17 protein-coding genes are annotated in these 20,239 nt (G+C 63.9%); 9 read left to right on the top strand and 8 right to left on the bottom strand.

The genetic code is table 11. The features are described from left to right. Positions 1-172: 172 nt before the first annotated feature. The 6 genes from B0G73_RS27575 (at position 173) to B0G73_RS27550 (ending at position 7,859) form a co-directional block, all read left to right on the top strand. Complete coding sequence (locus tag B0G73_RS27575; protein ID WP_258193496.1) at positions 173-1,648, top strand: TolC family protein; 1,476 nt, start codon at positions 173-175, stop codon at positions 1,646-1,648. Next, entirely contained in the window at positions 1,638-2,756 is a 1,119-nt protein-coding gene (locus B0G73_RS27570) for an efflux RND transporter periplasmic adaptor subunit (protein ID WP_106284341.1), read from the top strand. The genes B0G73_RS27575 and B0G73_RS27570 overlap by 11 nt, the downstream gene beginning before the upstream one ends. Beyond that, positions 2,753-5,803 carry an efflux RND transporter permease subunit gene (locus tag B0G73_RS27565; RefSeq protein ID WP_106284340.1) on the top strand — a complete coding sequence of 1,017 codons (3,051 nt, stop codon included), beginning with the start codon at positions 2,753-2,755 and terminating at the stop codon, positions 5,801-5,803. The genes B0G73_RS27570 and B0G73_RS27565 overlap by 4 nt, the downstream gene beginning before the upstream one ends. A 272-nt stretch (positions 5,804-6,075) precedes the next feature. Further along, positions 6,076-6,627 (top strand): PAAR domain-containing protein, encoded by a 552-nt coding sequence (locus tag B0G73_RS40165; RefSeq protein WP_146144242.1) that lies wholly within the window; start codon positions 6,076-6,078, stop codon positions 6,625-6,627. Between the two features lie 3 nt (positions 6,628-6,630). Continuing rightward, the gene (locus B0G73_RS27555; RefSeq protein WP_106284339.1) at positions 6,631-7,248 is read left to right on the top strand and encodes a type VI secretion system amidase effector protein Tae4; all 618 of its coding nucleotides are present in this window, start codon (positions 6,631-6,633) and stop codon (positions 7,246-7,248) included. 347 nt (positions 7,249-7,595) lie between these two features. Further along, a complete protein-coding gene (locus B0G73_RS27550; RefSeq protein WP_106284338.1) occupies positions 7,596-7,859 on the top strand; it encodes a hypothetical protein in 264 nt (87 codons plus the stop codon). A gap of 45 nt (positions 7,860-7,904) precedes the next feature. Here B0G73_RS27550 and hpnK read toward each other — a convergent pair whose 3' ends face one another. From hpnK to B0G73_RS27535, 3 genes are read right to left on the bottom strand one after another with little or no spacing between them, the layout of a single operon-like run. Beyond that, on the bottom strand, positions 7,905-8,738 hold the full coding sequence (gene hpnK, locus B0G73_RS27545) for a hopanoid biosynthesis-associated protein HpnK (protein WP_106284337.1): 834 nt from the start codon (positions 8,736-8,738) through the stop codon (positions 7,905-7,907). After that, complete coding sequence (hpnI, locus tag B0G73_RS27540; protein ID WP_106284336.1) at positions 8,728-10,002, bottom strand: bacteriohopanetetrol glucosamine biosynthesis glycosyltransferase HpnI; 1,275 nt, start codon at positions 10,000-10,002, stop codon at positions 8,728-8,730. The genes hpnK and hpnI (B0G73_RS27540) overlap by 11 nt, the downstream gene beginning before the upstream one ends. 12 nt (positions 10,003-10,014) lie before the next feature. Further along, a complete protein-coding gene (locus B0G73_RS27535; RefSeq protein ID WP_106284335.1) occupies positions 10,015-10,365 on the bottom strand; it encodes a hypothetical protein in 351 nt (116 codons plus the stop codon). A gap of 178 nt (positions 10,366-10,543) precedes the next feature. On the opposite strand from B0G73_RS27535, the gene B0G73_RS27530 reads away from it, so the two are divergent. Beyond that, positions 10,544-11,203, top strand: a complete 660-nt coding sequence (locus B0G73_RS27530; protein ID WP_106284334.1) for a response regulator transcription factor — start codon at positions 10,544-10,546, stop codon at positions 11,201-11,203. Continuing rightward, the gene (locus B0G73_RS27525; RefSeq protein ID WP_106284333.1) at positions 11,200-12,603 is read left to right on the top strand and encodes an ATP-binding protein; all 1,404 of its coding nucleotides are present in this window, start codon (positions 11,200-11,202) and stop codon (positions 12,601-12,603) included. Before B0G73_RS27530 ends, B0G73_RS27525 begins: the two co-directional genes overlap by 4 nt. A gap of 132 nt (positions 12,604-12,735) precedes the next feature. Here the strand turns inward: B0G73_RS27525 and B0G73_RS27520 are convergent, their stop codons facing one another. The 4 genes from B0G73_RS27520 to B0G73_RS27505 form a co-directional block, all read right to left on the bottom strand. After that, positions 12,736-13,731 carry a flippase-like domain-containing protein gene (locus B0G73_RS27520; protein WP_106284332.1) on the bottom strand — a complete coding sequence of 332 codons (996 nt, stop codon included), beginning with the start codon at positions 13,729-13,731 and terminating at the stop codon, positions 12,736-12,738. 96 nt (positions 13,732-13,827) lie between these two features. Next, on the bottom strand, positions 13,828-14,988 hold the full coding sequence (hpnI, locus tag B0G73_RS27515) for a bacteriohopanetetrol glucosamine biosynthesis glycosyltransferase HpnI (RefSeq protein WP_106284331.1): 1,161 nt from the start codon (positions 14,986-14,988) through the stop codon (positions 13,828-13,830). Continuing rightward, positions 14,985-16,406 carry a hopanoid biosynthesis associated radical SAM protein HpnJ gene (gene hpnJ / locus B0G73_RS27510; RefSeq protein WP_106284330.1) on the bottom strand — a complete coding sequence of 474 codons (1,422 nt, stop codon included), beginning with the start codon at positions 16,404-16,406 and terminating at the stop codon, positions 14,985-14,987. The genes hpnI (B0G73_RS27515) and hpnJ overlap by 4 nt, the downstream gene beginning before the upstream one ends. Before the next feature lie 329 nt (positions 16,407-16,735). Next, positions 16,736-16,939 carry a cold-shock protein gene (locus B0G73_RS27505; RefSeq protein WP_007181784.1) on the bottom strand — a complete coding sequence of 68 codons (204 nt, stop codon included), beginning with the start codon at positions 16,937-16,939 and terminating at the stop codon, positions 16,736-16,738. A gap of 317 nt (positions 16,940-17,256) precedes the next feature. Here B0G73_RS27505 and B0G73_RS27500 point away from each other — a divergent pair, with 317 nt between their 5' ends. Beyond that, positions 17,257-18,702, top strand: coding sequence for an NAD-dependent succinate-semialdehyde dehydrogenase (locus B0G73_RS27500; RefSeq protein ID WP_106284329.1), 1,446 nt, complete (start codon positions 17,257-17,259; stop codon positions 18,700-18,702). A 259-nt stretch (positions 18,703-18,961) separates the two neighbouring features. Here B0G73_RS27500 and kdgT read toward each other — a convergent pair whose 3' ends face one another. Further along, the gene (kdgT, locus tag B0G73_RS27490) at positions 18,962-19,987 is read right to left on the bottom strand and encodes a 2-keto-3-deoxygluconate transporter (protein WP_106284328.1); all 1,026 of its coding nucleotides are present in this window, start codon (positions 19,985-19,987) and stop codon (positions 18,962-18,964) included. Positions 19,988-20,239 lie beyond the last annotated feature (252 nt).

Raw genomic sequence — 20,239 nt, 5'->3', positions numbered from 1 at the left:
GCTTAACGCTTCCTTATGGCTTGCTTATGTTTTGCTGAAGGGACACTGAAGGGAGGCTGAAGGGAGGCTTAAATCGGCGTTAAGCATGTCTTAAGCAGTCCATCAGCAAAATCGCTTCTTTTCCGTGGCTTTCCCGCGCGGATGCCCCATTTTTTTGTTCAGGAGCCGCATTTTGCCCGTTCTCAATGCCGCGTCCGCGGCGATATCGGCGGCCGTGTCTGTGTTCGCCGCGGCCGAGCCCGCGGCCGGCCACACACCGCGACCCTACGAACGGTTGCGCGCGCTGGTGCCGCTCTGCGCGCTGCTGATGGGCGGCTGCACGTGGTATCACCGCGAGCCGCTCGCGCCGCAGGATACGTCCACCTCCGCCCATTCGCTCGAACGCATCCGCATCGATCCGGCGAGCATGCCGTTGCCGGAGCTGGCCGCGCATCGTTTCGATCCGTCCGACGGACTCGATATCGACGAGGTCGCGATGCTCGCGGTCGCCAACAACCCAGACCTGAGGCTGGCCCGCGACGACCTCGGCATTGCCCGCGCTCAGGCCTATTCAGCGGGCCTGCTGCCGGACCCGCAACTGAGCATAGCGAGCGATTATCCCGGCCAGATAGGCACCGTGCGCGCGTTCAACTACGGCTTGAGCATGGACGTGATGGCGATCGTGCTGCGCAGCGCCAACAAACAATCCGCCGACGCCACGGCGGCTAAAACCGACCTCGGTCTGCTGTGGCAGGAATGGCAGATCGTCGCTCAAGCGCGGCAGTTGTTCATCAAGACGCGTTTTCAGCAGGACACGCTGCCCCTCTTGCAGCGCCAGCGTGAGCTCACGCGCACGCGCTATGAACGCATGGCCGAAGCGCGCCGCGACGGCAACCTCACCGACGACACGTTGACGGCCGCGCTCCTCGCCTATAGCGACGCCCGCAAGCAATACACCGATGCCGAACGCGCAGCCGAGCAAACGCACCATGATCTGAACGCGCTGCTCGGCGTCTCGCCGGAGGTGCAACTGCAACTCACAGGCGGCGAAAACATCGAGCCGCTCTCCGACACGACGCTCGATGCCGCGCTCGCCGGGCTGCCTCGGCGCCGCCCGGATCTGATCGCGCTGCAAGCAGGCTACGAGGCGCAGGAACAGAAATATCGCGCCGCGATCCTCAGCCAGTTCCCCAGTCTGTCGGTGGGCTTCGTGCGGGCGCGCGATACGTCGAACATCTACACAAGCGGCTTCCAGATCAACCTCAGCCTGCCGATCTTCAACCGCAATCAAGGCAACGTCGCAATCGAGCAGGCCAGCCGCCAGCGTTTGCGCGACGAATATCAAACGCGACTGAACAGCGCTTACGGCGACGTCGCGCATCTGCGTGCGGACAATGCGGTCCTCACACGGCAGTTGCAGCAAACCGAAGCCGCGCTGCCCGAGGTCGACCTCGCCGCCCGGCACGCGGCCGCGGCCTACGCGGATCACAACCTCGCGCTCGGCGCCTACACCGACGCGCAAAGCGCCGCGCTCACCAAACAGATCGACGTCGCGACCTTGCGCGAGTCGCTCGCCGAACAACGCGTCGGCTTGCAGGCGCTGCTCGGCAGCGCGATTCCCGACGCCTACTCCACCGCTCTCACCTTGACCGACACTCATGCGAAATAGCCTGACTTCAGCGCTGCGGCCGCGCATTGCCGCCGGTGCGATTTCGATCGCTTGCGCCACGCTGCTGTGCGCGGGCGTTCATACGGCCCGCGCGGCAAGCGCCGGCGACACCGCCGAGCAACCCGTGGTCGCCGTGCAAACCGTGCGCGTGCAGCGCGCCGAGATCGCACAGCCGGTGCGCGCGTATGGCGTCGTCGCGGCGTCCGCGTCGAACCTCACCACCGTCAATCTGCCATACACCGCGCGCATCGTGCAGATGCGCGTGCAGTCCGGGCAAACGGTCACGCGCGGCGCGCCGCTCTTCCTCGTGCAGGCCGACCCGGCCGCCGTGCTTGCCGCAACCCAGGCGAAAAGCGCCGTGACGCTCGCGCAAGGCGAGCTGGCGCGCACGCAATCGCTGTACGACAAAGGACTCGCCACGCAGTCGCAACTCGCCAGCGCCCGCAAGGCCGCCGACGACGCGCAGCAGGCGCTCGCCGCGCAGAACCAGACCGGCGTGGCAAGCGGCAACAAAATCATCACCGCGCCGAACGACGGCGTCGTGCTGCAGGTTTCGGCCGCTCAAGGGGATCAGGTGCAAGCCGGCACGGCGATCCTGCAACTCGCGGGCGGCAGCGGCAAGGACGCGCGCGCCAACGTGATGCTCGGCGTCGAGCCCGCCGATGCCGCCGCGATCCACACCGGCGACCTCGTCGCGTTGCACGGTCTGTCCACGTCGCTCGCGAAGACTTCGGCGAACGGCCACGTGGCACTGGTCGGCGCCTCGATCGATCAGCAGAGCCAGCTCGTCGATGTCGGCGCGAACGTGCCGCTCGGTCAGACGGCCTTCATTCCCGGCACGCGCGTGAGCGCGGACATCGAGACCCGCAGCGGCACGCACTGGATCGTGCCGCGTGCCGCTGTGCTGAAAGACGGCCAAGGCGCGTACGTGTTCCAGATCACGCCGCAGAACAAGGCGCGCCGCGTGGCGGTGACCACGCAGGTCGAGAACGGCGACCGTTACGGCGTGGATGGCCCGCTCGACGCCGCGCAAGGCCTCGTGGTCAGCGGCAACTATGAGTTGAAGGACGGCATGGCGGTGCGAATCAGCGGAGGCGCGCCGCGATGAATTTCGGTCAATGGATGCAGAAGCACCGCCGCTCGCTGCTGTTCGTGATCGCGTTGCTGGCGATAGCGGGCGCACTGACCGCGTTCCGCCTGCCGATCTCGCTGTTCCCGAACGTCGCGTTTCCGCGCGCGGTCGTTTCGCTCGACGCGGGCGACCGCCCCGCCGAACAGATGGCCACGCTCGTCACGATGCCGGTCGAAGAAGCGCTGCGGCGCGTGCCCAACGTGCGCGACGTGGAATCGAAAACAAGCCGCGGCGCGGCCGAAATCTCGATCAATTTCGACTGGGGCACCGACATGGCGCAAGCCACCTTGCAGGCACAGTCGGCCATCAGCGAGATTCTCGCGACGCTGCCGCAAGGCACCTCGATGCAGGTGCGGCGCATGGACCCGACCGTGTTTCCGGTGCTGGCGTATAGCCTCACTTCGCAGCAGCAGTCGCTCTCCACGCTGCACGATCTCGCGCAGTTCCAGATGCGGCCGTTGCTGTCTTCGGTGGAAGGCGTGGCGCGGGTCGACGTGATAGGCGGCGCGCAGGACGAGTTCGAAGTCGCGATCGATCCCGCGCGGCTCGCCGCGTACAAGCTCTCGCTCTCCGATGTGTCGAAGGCGATCGGCGCGAGCAATGTGCTGATGGCGAACGGCCGCATCGAGGATCACTACAAGCTCTACCTCGTGATCGCCGACACCACCATTACGCGGCTCGACGAATTGCGCAACGTCGTGGTGTCGGCCAGCGGCGCGACGCAGATCCGCCTCGGCGACGTCGCGATCGTACGCCAGGGCGTGGTGCCGCAATGGATGCGCGTCACCGCCGACGGCCAGGACGCGGTGCTCATCAACGTGTACCAGCAGCCGGGCGCGAACAGCGTGGCGATGGCCAGGGCGATCCGCGCGAAGCTCGCCGACTTCCAGCATCAGATGCCGGCCGGCGTGCATCTGTCGAACTGGTACGACCAGAGCGAACTGGTGATTGCCTCGGCCACCAGCGTGCGCGACGCGATCATGATCGGCGTGGTGCTGGCGGCGCTGACGTTGTTCGCGTTCCTGCGCAACTGGAAGATCACCGCGATCGCCGTCGCGCTGGTGCCGGTGGTGATGGCCGCGACCATCCTGTTGCTCGACGTGTTCGGCATGGGCTTCAACATCATGACGCTCGGCGGTATGGCCGCCGCCGTCGGTCTCGTCATCGACGACGCGATCGTGATGATCGAGCACATCGTGCGGCGCATGCGCGAAGGTGGCGCACGCGCTTTTCATGGCCGCGTGATGGCGGCGGCGCTCGAATTCACGCGGCCGCTGGCGGGCTCTTCGGCGGCGACGCTGATCATTTTCGTGCCGTTGGCGTTTCTATCCGGCGTGACGGGTGCGTTCTTCAAGGCGCTCTCCGTCACCATGGCGAGCGCGCTGTTCATTTCCTTTCTCGTCACGTGGCTCGCGGTGCCGATTCTGTGCGACCGCTGGCTGAAACCGAAAGACGCCGAGGAACACCGGGAAACCCGCTTCGCCTCGTGGATGAACCGGCGCTACGCGTTTCTGGTGGAGCGCGTCACCGCGCGGCCAGTGCTCGTGCTGCTCGGCCTGCTGCCGCTGATCGTGGTGGCCGCGTTCGCGTTCACGCGCGTGGGCAGCGGTTTCATGCCGAGCATGGACGAAGGCGGTTTCGTGCTCGATTACCACACCGAACCGGGCACGTCGGTGAGCGAGACTGATCGGTTGATGAAACAGATCGAAGGCATTATTCGCGCGAACCCGAATGTCGCGACCTATTCGCGTCGTACCGGCGCCGGTCTCGGCGGCGATCTGAACGAGCCGAACAAGGGTGACTTCTTCGTGCGGCTGAAGTCCGGCAATCGCGAGCCGATCGCCACCGTCATGGAGGAAATCCGCTCGAAGGTCGAGACTCAGGTGCCCGGCGTGAGTGTCGAACTCGCGCAGTTGATGGAGGATCTGATCGGCGACCTGACGGCGGTGCCGCAACCGGTCCAGATCAAGATCTATTCCGACGACCCGAACACACTCGAGACGACCGCGCGCAAGGTGGCGGCGCAGATCGGCAAGATTCAGGGCGTGGTGGACGTGAACGACGGCATCAATCCGGCCGGCGACGCGCTCGAACTGCACATTCGTCCGGAAGCGGCGGCGGCCGAGGGCATGGACCCGCAATCGATCGCGCAGGCCGTGTCCGATATGGTGGAAGGCAATGTGGCCACGCAATTCCAGAGCGGCCCGAAAACGGTCGGCGTGCGTGTACGTGTGGCCGGCGCAATGAAGCTCACGGATACGCAACTGGGACAGTTGCAGATTCGCGCGCCCGACGGCCATCTGTTCGCGCTCGATCGCGTCGCCGATCAGGTGACGGTGACCGGCCAGCCGGAGATCAGCCGCGACAATCTGAAACGGATGGTGGCGGTGACGGCGCGCATCGACGGCCGCGATCTGGGCTCGACGATCGCCGACGTGCAGAAGACGCTCAGCGATAAGAGCCTGTTGCCCACCGGCGTGTATTACGAATTGGGCGGCCTGTATCAGCAACAGCAGATTGCGTTCAAAGGACTGTTGAGCGTGTTCGGCGCGGCGATCGCGCTCGTGTTCGGCTTGCTGCTGTTTCTCTACGAGCGCTTTCGCGTCGCGCTGGCGGTCATGGCGATGCCGTTGCTGGCGGCGGGCGCGGTGTTTATCGGCTTATGGGTCACCGGCATCGAATTGAACATCTCCGCGATGATGGGAATGACGATGATCATCGGCATCGTGACCGAGGTGGCGATTTTTTATGTGTCGGAGTTGCAGGGACTCGTGCGCGACGACGAGATGCCATTCGAGGACGCGTTGCTGAGCGCCGGGCGCAATCGTCTGCGTCCCATCGCGATGACGACGATCGCCGCGATTCTGGCGCTGCTGCCGCTGGCTTTTGCACTTGGGCAAGGTTCGGCGATGCAGCAGCCGCTGGCGATTGCGATTATTTCCGGGTTGATTGTGCAGTTGCCGCTGGTGTTGCTGTTGCTGCCGGTGCTGTTGAAGTTGTTGATGAAGAAGGAGGCGATTTAGGAGAGTCAATGATCGGTCGGTCGTGAGCGAACGGTAGCCCCCCTCTTTTCGGAATTGTCCGATATAACCAGTCGCCAGTCTCGCTGGTAATGCCTTACCGCGTGCGCGTGTCCGTTCAGGTGCGCCGCGGCAAAGGCAATGCTATCCCGACTGGAGACTCGAAATGGCACGACATCAGAAGCACAAAAATACGCTCGACAAAATCCTCTCTGCTTTACGCGACCCCGACTTCGCGCGGCTTGCGTCCGACGTAACGTGCGAGGGCAACTTCCATGCTTAAGGCGGCTGTGCGCAACGGGGACCGGACCACGACGCGCGGCATGGTCATCGCCTTTTCGTCGACCATCATCGACGGCGGCACACAGATCGCCTTGTGTGGAGACGGTGCAACCTGCGGCAATTGCAATGGTGTGCACAGAATACTCGGAACCGGTCAGGGGATGTTCGAAGAGACGCGGCCTGTCGTGCTCGAAGGCGACCTTGTGCTATGTCCGTGCGGAAACAACCGCGCAATCGCGGGCAAAAACCCCGGTATTTTTATTGAAGCTGGCCGCGCCCTGCCTAACGTCGAAGATGTCTCAGCGGCATCGACGGTGAACGCCGTTCGCTCGGCATCGGGCCGATATGACGAACAGGTCCACGCCCTCGTCGTCGGCGCCACTCTTGAAGGTTATCCCTTTGTGATCGAGACGCCTGATGGCCAACTGGTCGCGGGACGCGCTGAAGCGGGAGGCACTCTGCCACGCATCGAGACCGGCGCAAGCAGCGGTTTCTACACTGTGCATTGGGGCGATGAAGCGCTTGCGCGATGTGAAGGCACCTAAGCGATGCCGAATAAAAAGACCGTGGTTAAGACCAACTCGACGCCGGATTCAGTCAAGGAAGTCCAGTTAAAGGCAATTACATTCAAGGATCTGTGGGATAGCTACCCTTCTGGAAATCCGTACGATAACCCCGCGTACGAGGATCAGTGTGCGATCCGTATGAGTGTGGCCTTTCATCGGCTCGGCATCGAGATGAAGTCGTTTTCCGCGAAACTGGTCAAACCGCTTTCAGGTCAGCCAACTATCGGCCGAATCATGCTTGACGGCAAAGCCACCGCAACCCGAGCGGACGAACTAGGCCAATGGCTGAAACAGCGTCCCTTCCTGGGCCTCCCGATTGCTGAAGACGTCACCGGTGCCGAGTGGGATTCAAAGGTAAAGGGGCGCACCGGCATCATCCAGTTTTCGCGGTACTGGACTCGCGAAGGTGAAGATGCCAGCAACGCGAGTGGCGGACACATCGACCTCTGGAATGGCTCGCGGCTTACGATTAGCGGTCCGCTTGGTGCCGTTGCGACAGTAAGCCGTGTATTCGGCTGGCAATCGTTTCTTCCTGGAACACGCATCGGCTTCTCCGACCTGCGCGGGTCACAACAAATTCTGTTCTGGGAGATAAAGTGAGGCAGTCCATCGGTCTGTTCGTATTCGCTCTGGTCGGAGCATTGACCGGGTGGGTAGCTTCCGGGTTGTTGTCAGCGTTCACTCAGAGATGCGGATACGAATGCGAGAACCAAATTTTCGGCGTTTTTTTCGCAACGACCGCGACGTGTGTTCTGAGTTTTGTTCTCGGCGGATACATCGCGATACGAAAACGTTGTGCGACCGTCAGACGAGTGTTGGCTGTTTGCGGTGTTCTCTGCACGGTAGTGCTAGCGCCGGCGAGTTCAATTTACATGTGGCAGTTACACGCACGTTACGCCGAGGCCGAAGCAGCGCGTCCAGTTCGAACAACTCTTGAGTTCCTGCACATGAGCATTACGACGCGTGCGGTGCAGACCTACACGGGCAAGGAGTTCGGCCCCGTCAAAGCGCATGGGACGCTTGCTCCGTGGCAACGATGCGCGATCGGCTCGGTCAATTGCGTAGGCGAGCCGCGACAAGCGCAGATGTTATGCAAAGCGGGCGTCGTGTATGTGAACGAGAACGAGTGGGCCTCGTTTTCGCTTATCAAGCCAGAAAATATGCCGGGTACGATACCGCTTCAGTCGATGAATCTGTGCTCCTCGCAATAGCCCGGCGACGCGCGGCACGCTTCAAAGACAAAGCGAGCCGCGCGCTTATGGAACATCCGTCTTCAGCACATCCCCGAACCCGCCAACCCGCACCCCCGCCGCCCGAATCGCCATCGCCACTTTCGGCGACAACAACGCGCGCAGTTCATCCTCGTGCCGGTACATCTTCATTCCGTCGCTCAACACCTGCTCCCCCGCCACCGCGGGATGGCAGTAAATCTCCCCCACCCCATGCGGCAGATCGGCGAGAGCCGCCAGCCACGCCGCCTCATCCATTCGGCCGCTGTCCGCGATCCCCACCACATAATCGTTATGCGCAATGCCGGCGCGATCCAGACGCGCCTTGACCCGCGCGATCCACGGCCGCAACCATAGCGGCGCGTTCGCTTCGAACGGCAAGCGCATCGCCTTCATCCCATACTCCCGGCCGATCTCCAGAATCAGTCCGAGCACCGTCGGATGCAAATGAAAATGCTTGTGCGTGTTGACATGATCGAGCGTCAGACCGGTCTGCGCGAAGGCATCGAACTGCGCGCGAATTTCTCGCGCAAGCTGCTTGCGCACGTGCGGTAAAAAGAAGAACCGCACGCCGTCGCGCACCATGTTGTCGCCGAAGCGGCCATGCTCGTCGAGCAAGGCCGCAATCGCCGCGCGCGGCGCGAGCGGGTCGCCGTCGGCCAGCACCAGATGCAGGCCGACACGCAAGCGCGGCAACGCGCGGGCGCGCGCCACCGCGTCGCTCGCGGCCGGTGCGCCGATCATCAGGCTCGCGGCGCTCAGCACGCCGTCGCGATGCGCTCGCTCCACTGCCAGATTCACTCGCGCGTGCAGACCGAAATCGTCGGCGGTCACGATCAATGCGCGTGGCTTAGCCGCCATCCGACGCCTCCATCACGTCCATCACATTCAACGCGCCGTTGCGCGCGGCCTTCGACGTCGCAGCCTCGATGGGCACGCGCGCACCGCGCCACATCACATGCGAGCCGAACACGGCGGCGCACCACTGCAACGCCAGCAACGTATCACGCAGCGGCACGAGCGGCAAATCGCGCCAGAAGGTGCGCTCACGACGCGCCGAGCGCAGATGCATCAACAGACGCGCGGCGAGACCCGCAGCCGCCCCGGCCCCGCTCGTGAACGCGGCCCACGTGTGCACCGCATCCAGCGAAGCGGCCGCAAGGCCGGCACTGAGCCATGCGCCGGCCACTAGCCAGGGCGTGGGAAAGGTGATGAAGAGGAACGCGAAACCCGGCGCATTCACCGAGCGAATCGTGCGCAGCCAGCGCGTTTCGCGCTGCCACAAGGCGGAAAACGTCGGCTCGATCACGTCGGTGGCCACCATCACGCGCGAGAGCACGGTTTGCAGGCCAAGCGCGCGCACGTGTTCGGCCAGCCAGTAGTCGTCCGCGAGACAGTTTTTCAGCGCCTCGAAACCGCCGATGCGTTCGAGCGTCGCGCGCCGCAACGCAAGCGTCGCACCGAAGCCGAAGCGGCGCGAGCCGGCCGCGTGCGCGACCCGCACCGACGGCGCGAACCATTCGTTGATGAACAGCGCGCCCACGCGCGGCCAGAAGCCGCCGATGCCGCGCGCCACGTAGAGGCACGTGACCACGCCCACGCGCGGATCCGCGAGCGGCGCGGCCACGCTGTCGAGATAATCGGCTTCGACGGCGATGTCGCTGTCGGCGATCACGATGACCTCATGGCGTGCCCGCGCGGCCATGTTGATCAGATTGCTGACCTTGAGATTGCTGCCGTGCACGCGCGCGTCGATCGCGAGTTCGATATCGTGCGACGGATAGGCGGCCTGCAGACGGCGCACCACGGCAATCGCGGAATCGTCCGGCGAGGACACGCCGAGCACGAGCTGAAAATGCGCATGATGCTGCTCGCAAAAGGTCCGCAGATTGTCGTACAGACGCGGCTCCGCGCCGCACAGCGGCTTGAGCACGCTGACGCCGACCTGCGCGAAGCGCTGCTGCGGTTGCGAAATGTGCGAGGAAGAATGAGCGGTGCGACCCGCCGCACCGCGGCGCGAACTAAAAAACGGCATCGCGACCGCCGCCAGCAGCGCGTACAGGGACGCGCTCGAGCAGACGGCCAGCAGAACCCATTGACATGCCGTCACCGCGTGCGGCGCCATCGTCCGCTTCCGTCAGTGCTCGGCCAGCACGAACGCCCTGCCGGTCAGGCGCAAATGAAGAATCACAAGCCAGCGCCGCGGACAATTCGCGGCGATCGCGACCGGCCGCGAAGGCCGGCTCACGCCCGTGGCGAAACGGCCCTGCAACGCGAGTTCGAAGGCGGCATGCGCGAACTGGCGTGTCACGATCACGCCGCTGAAAATCACGGCAATGGCGAGCAGGCGGAACGACATGGAGCTGAAGGCGCTCTGCGAAACCGGCAGTACCAGCAGCGCGATGCAGGCGAGCACTTCGGCGCCCATGGCGGTGAGCGAGGCCACCATCAGGTGGGCGCGCAGCATGTCGACGGTGGCTGGCTTCATGGCTGGGTCTCGTGACCTGTTGAGGGGCGATAGTAGCGATCCAAGCTGAAGGAAACCTTAAGCAAGTAAGCGTATAAAGCGAGTGATGACAACATGGTTAAACTTCGGATTACATTGCAGGCTTGCTTAAATATTGCGGTTGCCTTGCAATGAAACATCGAATGGAAAAAACGGACTCATGCGCGTACTCCTCGTAGAAGACGACGATCTGATCGGCTGCGGCATCGAAGCGGGACTGCGTCAGGCCGGCTTCACGGTCGACTGGGCGCGCGACGGCCACAAGGCCGGTCTCGCGCTCGACACCACCGCCTACGCCCTCGTGCTGCTCGATCTCGGCCTGCCCCGCGTGTCGGGTATGGAACTGCTGAAACGGCTGCGCGATTCGGGCAAGGACGTACCGGTGCTGGTGCTGACCGCGCGGGGCACGGTGGTCGACCGCGTCGGCGGCCTCGAAGCGGGCGCCGACGACTATCTGGGCAAGCCCTTCGATCTGACCGAACTGGTCGCCCGTTGCCGGGCCTTGTTGCGCCGCGCGCAGGGTCGCAGCGTCGAGCAGATCCGCTATCAGCATTTGACGGTCAACCCGGCCGCGCAAACTGTCGAAGTGGGCACGACGCGCGTGCCGCTCACCTCGCGCGAATGGGCAATCCTGATGCAGTTGCTGACCAACCAGGGGATTCCCCAGTCGCGCTCGCGTCTCGAAGAAAGCCTGTACGGCTGGCAGGAAGAAATCGAGAGCAACGCGATCGAGGTGCACGTGTCTAATCTGCGCAAGAAACTCGGCGCCAAGCTGATCAAGACGGTGCGCAATATCGGCTACGTCGTGGAGAAAGAATGATGGGAGCGTCGATCCGCCGGCGTCTCGTGCTGCTGGTTCTCACCAGCATCGCGCTGGTCTGGGGCGTGGCGCTGGTGTCGAGTTATCGTCAGGCCACCCGCGAGGTCGCCGAATGGGAAGAGGCGCGTCTCGCGGAACTCGCGCAGATTCTCGCCCTGCTCGATCAGCGCAATCTCACCACGCTCGCCAATGCGCGCATCGACGTGCGCGAGGAAGAAAAAGGCGGCGAGCCCGGCGCCAATGACCGCGACGACGACGACGCGCTGCCGCGCGACGCGCTCTTCCAGGTGCGCGGCGCGAACGGCGAGGTGCTGGCGGGCAGCCCGCAATTGCGCGAACTCAATGCCTGGGATCTGCCGGTGCCGGCGGTGAGCGGCACGCGGGACATTACGCTCGGCGGCCAGATGTATCACTCGTTCACCTTGCGCGACACCGCGCTCGGCCATACGGTGCGCGTGTTCGAACCGGCCAATACGCGCAGCGATCTGGTGAGCGGCGTTGCGAGCCGTATCGCCCGCCCCACGCTGGTCGCGCTGCCAGTGCTGGCGGTTATGGTGTGGTTCAGCATCGGCTGGAGTCTGGCGCCGCTCAGGCTGCTCTCGCGCGCCATCCGTTCGCGCGACGTCAACCGGCTGGAGCCGGTCGACATCGGCCGCGCGCCGACCGAGGTGCGCCCGCTCGTCGATGCGATCAATCTGCTGTTGTCGCGTCTGCTGCATTCGCTGGAGCGCGAACGCGCATTTACCGCCGACGCCGCGCACGAACTGAAAACGCCGCTGGCCGCGATCAAGGTGCAGGCACAAGTCGCGCTGGCGGAAACGGACATGGCGCGGCAGCGGCTGGCCATGGAACGCGTGGTGCAAGGCGTCGATCGCAGCGCGCGGCTCGCGGAGCAGTTGCTGCTGCTCGCGCGTCTGGACGTGCATGAAAAAATTTCGACCGCGCCGCTCAAACCGGCCACGGTGGCGAAAGACGCGCTGCTCGCCAACGAGCGCAACGCGCAACAGAAAGACATTCACGTGACGCTGCTCGGCGACCTGCGCGCCGAGATCGACGCGGAGCCTGTGCTGATCGGCATCCTGCTCGACAATCTGCTCGATAACGCGATCAAGTACGGGCACGCCGGCGGCAGCATCGAAGTGGCGGTGCAGCACGCGCAAGACCGCGTGCAGGTGACCGTGCGCGACGACGGCCCCGGAGTCGAGGCGGGCGACCTCGACCGTCTGACGAATCGCTTTTTTCGCGCGACGGGCAATCAGGCCACCGGCAGCGGTCTGGGTCTTTCGATCGTCGCGCGCATCGCGGAGCATTTTGGCGCGAGCCTGCGTCTGGGCAAAGGCATCGGCGAGCACGGGCTCGCCGTCGAGGTGTCGTTTCCGGCTTATGCGCAGGCGAGTTGAGGAGAATGCAGAAACGGTCTCGCATCGACGCGCCCGGCTTGTGAGGGTGTGCTTGCTTGTGGCCATGCGCCCCGCGCGCCGCGAACTGCGGCGCCCTCGTGCGGGTGCTGCTACGCCGCGTGACGTGCGCCTTTAAGGCGCGCGCTCGAACGCGCGCTCCGGTGCCCGGTTCGACGACTCCGCGAACTGCCACGCGACCAGGCCGGGCACGAACATCACCAGATCGCGAATCCGGCGCGCGCCGGCCAGCGCAAGACAGGTGGAAGGATCGAGGCCCAGCGCGCCGCCGATCAGGATGAAGCCGCCCTCCTGCACGCCGAGCCCGCCCGGCACGAAGAACGCCGCGCTGCTGATCGCCTGGATCAGCGATTCGATCACCACCGCTTCCACGAGCGTGACCTGCACGCCGAGAAAGTGCAGCGCCAGCCAGATTTCCAGCGACGTGAGGAAGCACTGCAGCGGTTGCCAGAAGAACAGATAGCGCAGCACCGCGCCACGCCGGCGCCAGATCAGCCTGATGGCCTGATCGATCTGCGCCGACTGGCCGACCAGCGCGGCGAGCTTGCCGCTCGTCAGATGATTGAGCGCGCGCGTGATGCGCTCGAACGGGCTCGCGTGCTGCACGAGCGCGAACAGCACCAGCAGCGGCGTGAGCACCACCACGCCCCACGCCAGCTGTCCGGCGAGCCGCAGCGTGTCGGAATGCGCATGGGCGAACAGGAAGCCGATGCCGACCATCGTGAAAAGCAGCTGGCTGATCACCGTCAGCTGCATATCGACGACGATGCTGCCCACCGCCGTGGACGGCCGCACGCCGCAACGTCTGAGCATGCGAAACGACACCACCTCGCCGCCGATGCGCGCCACCGGCAGCATGCTATTCACCGATTCGCGCACCCACACGACGTGCAGCATATTGATAAGACCCGGACGATTCGCGCCGCGAATCAGCGAACGCCAGTCGCAGGCATTGGCCAGCATGGGCAGCACGTGCGCGAGCGCGGCCAGCAGCAGTCCCGCGCCGGCCGCGCGCAGCGCGCCGAGCACGGCGCCGGGGTTGTCGTGCCAGACGAGCCAGAGTGACGCCAGCAAGCCGGCTAACGCGGCGATACGGCCGAGATGTTTCATCACGCGCGCACCTCGTGCGCGCGCTTCAGGCGCGTTGCCCTGCTTTTAGCCACTGCTTTAAAAACCTTCTGCATCATTGCCGATCCGTACCGCCGTTCATTCGTCCTGGGCCGCCGACAACAGGCCGTCGCCGTCCACCTTGAAGCTGATGCCTCGCCAGATCACGCGCGACGACCAGAAGCTCGCGACGAAAATCGCAAACGATACGATATCCCAGAACGGCAGCAGCCACAGGTCGCGATACGCCTGCTTCAACGCACGATCCGACAGCAGTTTCAAGGCCAGCCGCGCGCCCATGGCGGCGAGCGCGAGCGACCACGCCCACCACGCGCCGGCCGAGCACAGCACCGCGAGCAACGCGAACGCGAACGGATGAACCAGAGCGGAGCCTAGATGGCCGAGCGGATCGATGCGGCGAATGGTGCGGCTCCAGCGCAGTTCATGCGCGATCAGTTGCGCCGCGCTCGATTCGACGCACGCATGCGAGATCGTGAACGGCGGAATCACCACCTTCTCGCCGAGCAGGCGCACCGCCTCGCCGATCGCATGGTCCTCGGCCAGATGCCGCACGAACGGCGTAAAGCCGCCGATTTTTTCGAGCGTATCGCGGCGCATCACGATGGTCTGCCCGAAGCACGGGCGCGCAAGCCCGAGCGCGAGACCGGTCACGACACCCGGCAGGAACTGATAATTGGTTGCCTTGGCCGACAGGCGCGGCCAGAAGCCGGGATCGGGCTGTCCGCGATACGCGCAGGTGACGAGACCTACGCCCGGCATCTCCAACTCGCCGATCACATTGCGCAGATAGTCCGGACCAACGCTGACGTCGCTGTCGGCGAACACGAGCACGTCATGCCGCGCTTGCGGCAGCATGTTGAGGATGTTGCTGATCTTGCGGTTCGGGCCGTACAGGCGCGCGTCGGCCACAACGGTGATGTCCGCGTCGGGATAGAGGCGGCGCAGGTCGTCGACGGTTTGCAGCGCGGGGTCGGCCGAGTCGTGAACGCCGAACAGGAATTGCACGGGTCCGGGATAATCCTGGTGGCAGAAGCTCGACAGATTGGCGAGCAACGCCCACTCGTTGCCGTGCAGCGGCTTGACGATCGTGACCGGCGGAAAGGCAGTCGGCTCGGATACCGCTCGCGCGAAGAACCGTCCGATCAACGCGCCGGCGAGCACGGTGTAGCCGACGCCGAAAACCGCGCACGCCGCGCACGCATAGGCCAGCGTGACGGCGAGCAGGTGCGCGGCGCTCACGCCTCGTGGGCGCGCAGGAAACGGAAGAATTCGACGCCCTCGCGCAAGCGCCGTTTCATCATGTCCCAGCTCGTCAGCATTTCACGCAGGATTTCCCAGATCTTCGACGGGCGGAAATAGAAACGCTTATAGAAGTTTTCGAGCTGATGGTAGATCTCCTCGCGCGACAGATGCGGATAGCCGATCGCCGCGAGCTGCACGCCCTCCTTGCTCACGAGATTGATCACCTTGTTCTCTTCGAGCCAGCCGTTTTCGACCGCCTGGTTGTAGAGCGTCGTGCCCGGATACGGCGCGGCGAGCGACACCTGGATCGTATGCGGATTGATTTCCTTGGCGTACTCGATCGTCTTCTGGATCGTGTCCTGCGTTTCGCCCGGCAAACCGAGAATGAAGGTGCCGTGAATCTTGATGCCGAGCTTGCGGCAATCGTCGCTGAAGCGGCGCGCGATGTCGGTGCGCAAGCCCTTCTTGATGTTCAGCAGGATCTGGTCGTCGCCGGATTCGTAGCCGACCAGCAGCAGGCGCAGGCCATTTTCCTTCATGATCTTGAGCGTCGCGTACGGCACGTTCGCCTTGGCATTGCACGACCACGTCACGCCGAGCTTGCCGAGGCCGCGAGCGATTTCCTCGACGCGCGGCTTGAAGTCGGTGAAGGTGTCGTCGTCGAACATGATCTCCTTGACTTCAGGCATGTTGTCGCGAATCCACTTCACTTCTTCCAGCACGTTCTCGACCGAACGCGTGCGGTAGCGATGCCCGCCCACGGTTTGCGGCCATAGACAGAAGGTGCATTTCGAACGGCAGCCGCGGCCCGTGTAGATCGATACGTACGGATGCTTCAGATAGCCGATGAAATAGTTTTCGATCTTCAGATCGCGCTTGTACACGGGCGCCACGAACGGCAGCTCGTCCATGTTCTCGAGAATCGGGCGCGCTTCGTTGTGCTCGATCGAGCCGTCACGGTTGCGGTAGCTCAGGCCTTTGATCTGCGCTAACGGTTTGCCCTCGGCGACTTCCTGGCAGGTGAAGTCGAATTCCTCGCGGCATACGAAATCGATCGCTTCGCTCGCGGTCAGCGAATTATGCGGATCGACTGCCACCTTGGCGCCGACCATGCCGACCAGCAGCGACGGCTTGCGCTTTTTCAGGTCTTCGGCGAATAGCGCGTCGGTGGGAAAGGACGGCGTGCTGGTGTGGATCACCACCAGATCGTAGTGCTGCGCGATGTCGAGCGTGGCCTCGACCGACACGCCGTCGGCCGGCGCGTCGAGCACGCGGCTATCGGGCACGAGTGCCGCGGGCTGCGCGAGCCACGTCGGATACCAGAACGAGCGGACTTCACGCTTGGCCTGATAGCGCGAACCCGCGCCACCATCGAAGCCGTCATACGACGGCGCCTGCAAGAACAGGGTTTTCATGGATGCTCCAGCAAGCCTTGAGTTGGCGCTTTCAGTTCTCTGTCGACAGACTATCGGAACTATTGTCCCGCCGGGAAGCGGGAGTCGCGCAAATACTACGGAGCAAAGCTGAAGGAAACCTTAAGGAAAATATGGGCGCTAACAATGCCGGCGGCGCTGTTTCATGTGCTTCGAAACAGGCGTCGGATTAGATGTACTTGAGAGGATCGTGCGGGCGATCCCGCTCGCCGCGCTTCATGTCATGCGTGTGAACGAGGCGCTTTTTTTGTGTGGGTGACGCGCAATGATGGCCGGTGCGCACGCATTGCGCGTGCGCACCGGCCATGACCTCAGACCGGCTTGATATCCGCCGCCTGCTTGCCTTTCGGCCCCTGCTTGATTTCAAAGCTGACCTTCTGGTTTTCCTGCAAGGACTTGAAACCTTCGGAACGAATCTCCGAGAAGTGCGCGAACAGATCTTCGCCGCCGTCGTCGGGGGTGATGAAGCCAAAACCTTTCGCGTCGTTAAACCATTTCACTGTACCGGTTGGCATGTCGATTCCTCTGTGCATCTGGGTTGATTGGGCTGCTTTCGCCGAGCTTCGCCCGCCGCCGCGGGTGCGCCGGATTCTGCCTCCGCCGCTCGACTCTACGCTTCTTTGCGCGGCGTTGCTTTGCCCGTTTTTTCGACGCCGCGACAACGCCGTCGCAAGACGCGTGCCGCGCGCCATAGCCGGCGGCCCGCCGGTGCGATTCGATGCAATCAGATAAACTGTTTGGTTATCGGCAGTCCATCCAGGGCCCGCGCAGGTCCAGCCCAATATTCACGACCGCGCGGCCTTGTCGTTTTCCCCTACATAGGAACTTCAGCATGGCAACCTCGAACTACACCGATACCCGACTTCTGATCAACGGCGAGTGGTGCGATGCCGCCAGCGGCAAAACCCTCGACGTCATCAATCCTGCTACCGGCAAAGCCATCGGCAAAGTGGCCCACGCCGGTATCGCCGATCTGGACCGCGCGCTGGCCGCCGCGCAGCGCGGCTTCGAAACCTGGCGCAAGGTGCCGGCCAATGAGCGCGCCACGACCATGCGCAAAGCCGCCGCGCTGGTGCGCGAGCGGGCCTCGGACATCGGCCGCCTGATGACGCTGGAGCAAGGTAAGCCGTTTGCCGAAGCACGCGTCGAAGTGCTGGCGGCCGCGGACATCATCGAATGGTTCGCCGACGAAGGCCGCCGTGTCTACGGCCGCATCGTGCCGTCGCGCAACCTCGCGGCGCAGCAACTGGTGCTGAAGGAACCGATCGGCCCGGTCGCCGCCTTCACGCCGTGGAACTTCCCGGTCAACCAGGTCGTGCGCAAGCTGAGCGCGGCGCTCGCATGCGGCTGCTCGTTCCTCGTCAAGGCGCCGGAAGAAACCCCGGCGTCGCCGGCGGCACTGCTGCAGGCTTTCGTCGAAGCCGGTGTGCCGGCGGGCACGGTCGGTCTGGTGTTCGGCGATCCCGCTGAAATTTCGGGCTACCTGATCCCGCATCCGGTGATCCGCAAGGTGACGTTCACTGGCTCGACGCCGGTCGGCAAGCAACTGGCGGCACTGGCCGGCGCGCACATGAAGCGCGCGACCATGGAACTGGGCGGTCACGCGCCGGTGATCGTGGCTGAAGACGCCGACGTGGCGCTCGCCGTGAAGGCCGCGGGCGGCGCGAAGTTCCGCAATGCCGGCCAGGTCTGCATCTCGCCGACGCGCTTCCTGGTGCACAACAGCATTCGCGAAGAATTCGCCGCGGCGCTGGTCAAGCACGCTGAAGGCCTGAAGCTGGGCGACGGCCTCGCCGAAGGCACCACACTCGGCCCGCTCGCCAACGCACGTCGTCTGACGGCGATGAGCAAGGTGCTCGACGATGCGCGCAAGACCGGCGCCAAGGTCGAGACGGGCGGCGAGCGCGTGGGCTCGGAAGGCAACTTCTTTGCGCCGACCGTGCTGACCAACGTGTCGCTCGAATCGGACGTGTTCAATAACGAGCCGTTCGGCCCGATCGCCGCGATCCGCGGCTTCGACAAGCTCGAGGAAGCAATCGCCGAAGCCAACCGTCTGCCGTACGGTCTGGCCGGTTACGCGTTCACGAAGTCGTTCACCAACGTGCATCTGCTGTCGCAGCAACTGGAAGTCGGCATGCTGTGGATCAACCAGCCGGCCACGCCGTCGCCGGAAATGCCGTTCGGCGGCGTGAAGGATTCGGGCTACGGTTCGGAAGGCGGTCCGGAAGCGATGGAAGGCTATCTGGTTACCAAGGCGGTATCGGTGATGTCGGTTTAAGGCGGAACAGGGCGGCGTTATCGCCGCCTGTTTTTAAACCACCGTACCGGGTCCGCGAGTCGTTGCTCGCGGACTTTTTTATTGTCATGAACGATACGACTTCAGGACTCATGCAACCCACGCTGACTGGCAAGACCGTGGAGCTGCGGCCGCTTCAGCGGGAACATGCGCGAAGCAAAGCTGGCGCGATAACAAACCCACCAGCGCGCGGCCCGCTTACGCTTCTCGATTAGAGCGAAAGCGAGCCGCCTTTGCTGCGCTACACATGGACGTCCCGTTCATTCAGGGGCGGCGCGTTACCAGCCGCTGCCCTTGCGAACTCCTCTTGTAACGCGTCGCGCGCATGATGCCGGCGTACCCACATCGCCGTGAGGATCGGCACCAGAATCGCAGTCACCAGACAGGCCGTCGCGACCATCGCCGTCGCGGCCGGCACCAGCGGCTTGAAGCTTGGAATCATTTCACCGATGATCGCCGGATTCGCCACCGCGGCCCCTGCCGTCGACGAAGCCGCCAGTCCCGCCGCGCCATTGCCGCCCGCGATCCAGCGGTCCGCGAGAATCAGCGGTATGCCCGTCACGACGATCACGCCGAGACCCAGCACGATGCCTGGCAAGCCGCTCTTCACGATCACGCTGAGGTCGATGCCGTTACCGAGCGCAAAGCCGAAGAACGGAATCAGCGGATGCACGCAACGGCCGAAGAACTCGCGCAGCTCGCCATCCAGGTTACCCAGCGTGAAGCCGACCAGAAACGGCAATACCGCGCCGACGAACAGGCGCGGCTCGAAGAACGCCACACCGGTCGCGCCGAGAATGATCATGCTGACGAGCGGGCCGGATTCGATCGACATCAGCACGAACGCGCCCGCCTCTTCCTTGGTGCCGTATTGCTGCATCACGGCCGCATAGAGACCGCCGTTCGTCATGTCCATCGACGTCGTGATCGCCAGCACCGAGAGGCCGGCGAAGAGTCCGGCCTTGACGCCGTCGATTGGAATGAAGTGCGAGGCGATGATGGTCGCGATCCACGCCACGAGCATTTTCGTCACCAGCAGCGTGCCCGACTTGCGCAACACGGTGCCGGTCGCCCGCAGATCGATGGTCGCGCCCATGCAGAAGAACCACACCGCCAGAATCGGCACGGTGCCGGAGATCAAGCCATTGGTGAACGAGCCGAAGTACTTGCCCGCGCCCGGCGCAAATGTGTGGACGCAGGCGCCGAGCAGCAACGGCACCAACATCAGGCCGCCAGGAATGCGGTCGATGGCCTTCTTGAGCTTCATGCCTCCTCCATGGACTTCGCGTCCAGTTATCGGGTAATTCACCCTGGGTAATGTCCCGTTCTCGCGCCGGGCTGCTCCCTTTTGGCGCAATATAGCATCGTGAAAGGAACGCTGTTCCGTTTCCCTGATAAATCTAGCTCATCGTTTACCCGCGCGTTCTCCCAAAGCCTTGTCAGTCATGATGCGGCATCGCAATATTTTCGGACCGACGTTCCGAAACTGTATTTCTGCGCTACAGTCGAGCCCACAACC

Origin of the sequence: Paraburkholderia sp. BL25I1N1 (genome assembly GCF_003002025.1) — a bacterium.
In the GTDB taxonomy this organism is placed as follows: Bacteria; Pseudomonadota; Gammaproteobacteria; order Burkholderiales; family Burkholderiaceae; genus Paraburkholderia.
Note: the sequence above shows the minus strand (reverse complement) of the source record. Positions and strands in the feature narration are given on the sequence as shown.